Origin of the sequence: Longimicrobium sp. (assembly GCF_036280135.1) — a bacterium.
Lineage (GTDB): Bacteria > Gemmatimonadota > Gemmatimonadetes > Longimicrobiales > Longimicrobiaceae > Longimicrobium.
This window is the reverse complement of record NZ_DASURI010000475.1, coordinates 1-4,147: the sequence shown is the minus strand read 5'-3', so window position 1 is coordinate 4,147 and position 4,147 is coordinate 1. Positions and strand designations below refer to the sequence as shown.

The following is a 4,147-nucleotide window of genomic DNA, read 5'->3' as shown; positions in this document are numbered from 1 at the left end:
ACGGCCGCCTCGGCCACGCGCACCAGCGCCCGCCCCACGTCGCCCAGGCCGGGCATGGCGTGCGGCGCGCGCGGCCAGCGGCGGCCCACCTCCGACGGCTCCGCCTCGGGCGCGGCGGGGACCCAGAGCGTAAAGCACGAGCCGCGGCCCAGCCGGCTGCGCACGGTGAGGTCGCCGTCCATCAGCCGCGCCAGCCGCCGGCTGATGGTGAGCCCCAACCCCGTGCCGCCGGCCTGCCGCGTGTAGCTGGCATCCACCTGCACGAACGGCTCGAAGACGGTCGCCAGCCGCTCCGGCGCGATCCCCATTCCCGTGTCTTCCACGTCCATGCGCACCCACGGGCCGGCCCCAGGCAGGCGCGCGTCGTCGTCCGGGCCGTCCGTGACGGACGCGCAGACGCTCACGCGGCCCCCGGGCTCCGTGAACTTGACGGCGTTGGAAAGCAGGTTGACGAGGACCTGCCGAACGCGGTCCACGTCGCCCACGAACGCGGCGTCGCGCGCCGTGCCCGTGTCGTCCACCAGGCGCAGGCCGCGCCGGGCCGCCTGCGTCTGAACGAGGGCCAGGGCGCCGTCCAGCGTCTCGCCCACCTGGCCGTGGTCGCGCTGCACGGACATCTGCCCCGATTCCACCTTGGCCAGGTCCAGCACCTCGTTCACCAGCGTGAGCAGGTGCTGGCTGCTGCCGCGGATGCGCTCCACCTGGTGCCGCTGCTGCGCCGTGAGCGGCCCGCCGATCCCCAGCTCCAGCAGCTCCGCGTACCCCGTGACGGCGTTGATGGGCGTGCGGATCTCGTGGCTCATGTTGGCCAGGAACTGGCTCTTGGCCCGGTTGGCGTCCTCGGCCGTGAGCCGCGCCACCTCGGCGGCGCGGCGGGCCTGCACCTGCCCCGTCACGTCCGCCACCAGCAGCAGCACGCGTTCCAGCGGGCCCTCCTCCTCGGGCAGGGGCTGCAGGGTAAAGTCGAAGAAGCGCTCCGCCAGCCGGCCATCCTCGCCCCGCAGCCGCACCATGCGTTCCGTGACGACGCGTGCCTCGCCGGACTGAAAGACCTCGTCCAGCATCTCCACGATCCCCTGCCCCTCCAGCTCCGGCAGGACCTCGGCGAACGCGCGGCCCTCCACCTCGCGCGCCACGACGCGCAGGTACGCGGCGTTGGCCAGCTCGAACACGTGCTCCGGGCCCCGGACGAGCGCCATGGCCGCCGGCGCGTGCCGAAACACGCTCCACAGCCGCTCGCGCTCGCGCCGCGCGTCGCCCTCGGCGCGGGCAAGGGCGCGCGTTGCCTCCAGCTTGCCCGTGAGGTCGGTGGACACGCCCACGATGCCGATGAGCCGGCCCGCCTCGTCCAGCACGGGGGTGTCGGCCACCCAGGCCTGGAAGGCATGGCCGTCGCGCCGGCGCACGGTGAACTGGCCGGACCACGAGCGGCCGTGGCGCAACTCGTCCATGATGGCGCCGGCCTGCTGGCGCGACATGTCGGCGGGGACCATGTCCACCACGTTGCGGCCCACGGCCTGTGCCGCCGTCCAGCCATAGAGCTGCTCGGCGCAGGCGTTCCACAGCAGGATCTCGCCGTCGGGCGTGGTGGCGATCACGGCCTGCTCCACGGCGTCCAGCAGCTGCGCCAGGAACGCCACCGAAAGCGCGCCCGCGGCGGAGCGCGCCGCCGGGGGAGTGCCCGCGGAGAAAGACGAAGACGGTTCCAAATCGGCCATTGCGGATGCGGCGTACCACGTAAACGCGAGGCCGCCGGCGGACGCAAACCGCGGGCCCCCACCCCGCTCGTTCCTCGCGTCCCTCTCCCGCCAACTGCGCGGGAGAGGGGGTATACCCCAGATCCTGCATGGACTTGGGGTTTGCGGGGAATCGGCAGGTGTCCCGTCGCTGCGCGACGGGGGGCCTCTCCCCCGACCTCCTTTTGCTCGTTCCTCGCAACGTCGGCCGACCCCTCCCCCAACTTCGGGGGAGGGGTTGTTCGCGGGGACGGTTCAGCGCGTGAACGCGGGGTTCGTGCAGGGACCGGGTTCACCTCCCCCGCGAAGCGGGGGAGGTCGCGAGCTATCGAGCGGGTGGGGGCCCTTCGCGGGCGAGATACACTCCGCCACGAGGCAGGATCTCCATCCCATCAACGCCGAAACCTCCCCCGGCACGCGCCAGGAGAGGTCTCGTCGAGCATCGGCTGATCGGCATCATCGGCGGATCGCCATTGTCAGCAGATCGACAACATACGCCCATCCGCCTCACGGGGCGAAGCGGTAACCGGCCTTCCACACGGTGACGATGTGGCGCGGCGCGGCGGGGTCGTCCTCCAGCTTGCGGCGCAGCTGGGCCACGTGCATGTCCACCGTGCGCGTCATCACGGCCGCGCGATGGCCCCACACCTCCGCCAGCAGCTCCAGCCGCGCGGCCACGCTCCCGTTGCGCCGCAGCAGCGCCCACAGCAGGTCGAACTCCTTGGGCGTGAGCTGCACCTCCTCGCCCCGCCGGCGGACCAGGCGGCTCGCCGGGTCCACCTCCACCTCGCCGAAGCGCACGGGCTGCGGCGGCGCGGGCGGAGACGACGCGTGGCCCGCGCGGCGCAGCAGGGCGCCCACGCGCGCCAGCAGCTCCGCCAGGCCGAACGGCTTGGTCACGTAGTCGTCCGCGCCCAGGCGAAAGCCCTGCACCTTGTCGGCCTCGGCCCCGCGCGCGGTCAGGATCAGCACGGGCGCCCGCTCGCCCTGCTCGCGGAGGGCCGCCAGCACGCGGTAGCCGTCCATCCCGGGAAGCATCAGGTCCAGGATCACCAGGTCCGGCGACCGCTCGCGCGCGGCGCGCAGGCCCGCGGCGCCGTCCTCCGCCAGGATCACCTCGTGGCCCTCCAGCCCCAGGCTGGTCGCCAGGCCGTACGCCAGGTTGGCGTTGTCCTCCACGACGAGGATGCGGCTCATCGCGCCCCCGCTTCCGCCGTCTGCCCGGCCGGCTCGGCCTCGTCCGGCGGGCCGGCGTAGGTGGCGCCGGGCACCTCCAGCACGAAGCGCGCGCCCCCGCCGGGCGCGCCCTCCACCCACGTGCGCCCGCCGTGCAGCTCCACCAGGTCCCGCACGACGGCCAGCCCGATGCCGCTACCGCCCGCGGCGCTGTCCAGGTCGCGGTCCAGGCGGCGGTACGGCTCCCAGATGCGCGCGCGGTCCTCCGGCGGCACGCCCGGTCCCTGGTCCGCCACCCACACGCGCACGGCGAACCGGGCCACGCGCATCCCCACCTCCACCGTCTGCCCGCGGGGGCCGTACTTGGCCGCGTTGTCCAGCAGGTTCAGCAGCACCTGGCGAAAGGCGTCCTGGTCGATGCGGGCCACCACGCCCCGCTCCGCCCGCACCACGAACCGCGTCTCGCGCGCCAAGGGCGTGAACGCGTCCACGATCTCGCGCACGAGCGTTCCCACCTCCACGGGCGTGGGCGCCAGGCGGTTCGCATCCCGCTGCGACCGGCTGAAGTGGAGAATGTTCTCCACCAGGTACGTGAGCCGCCGCGACTCCTCGTTGATGATGCGCACGGAGCGGTCGCGCTGCGCGGGATCGTGCAGGCGCCCCGTCTCCAGCAGGTCGGCGAAAAGGCGGATCTGCGCCAGGGGCGTGCGCAGCTCGTGCGACACGCCGCTCACGAAGTCGTCGCGCAGGCGCACGAGCTCCTGCTGCCGCCGCAGCTGGACGACCGCCACGCCGAACAGCGCCAGCGTGAGGCCAAAGACGGCCAGCAGCAGGGGCAGCCGCGACTCGGGCGCGCCGTCGCTCACGCGCTCGGCGGCCACGGCGGGGCGTACGGAGACGCGCGCCGTAAGCCCCGTCAGCAGGCCGCCCATCTCTTCCACGACGGTGCCGGGCGCGTCGCTCCGCGGATCCACGGAGCCCACCTTGGCGTCCACCCACGCGCCGTCGCGCCCGGTGGCCAGGGGCGGCCCGGACGGCGAGCGAAAGAGCACCTGCCCCGCCCCGTCCGCCACGGCGATGACGATGGCGTTCTCGTTGGTGAAGCCGCCGCGCAGCGTCGTGGGCAGCAGGGGCGGGCCGCGCAGCACGTCGCGCAGCACGGGCGCGGCCACGGCGCGCGGGTCGATGGCAAAGCCGTGCGCCCGCACGCCGCCCGCCGTCTGCCGCAGGTGGTA

At 74.1% G+C, this 4,147-nt stretch carries 3 protein-coding genes; all 3 read right to left on the bottom strand.

All coding sequences use genetic code 11. The annotated features are described in order from the left end of the window. The coding region (locus tag VFZ20_RS15440; protein ID WP_329684803.1) for a PAS domain-containing sensor histidine kinase at window positions 1-1,718 on the bottom strand (1,718 nt) is incomplete at its 3' end. Window positions 1,719-2,243: 525 nt separating this feature from the next. Beyond that, the gene (locus tag VFZ20_RS15435; protein ID WP_329684802.1) at window positions 2,244-2,933 is read right to left on the bottom strand and encodes a response regulator transcription factor; all 690 of its coding nucleotides are present in this window, start codon (window positions 2,931-2,933) and stop codon (window positions 2,244-2,246) included. Then, window positions 2,930-4,147: HAMP domain-containing sensor histidine kinase (locus VFZ20_RS15430; RefSeq protein WP_329684801.1), on the bottom strand; the 1,218-nt coding region annotated here is incomplete at its 5' end. The genes VFZ20_RS15435 and VFZ20_RS15430, both read right to left, overlap by 4 nt.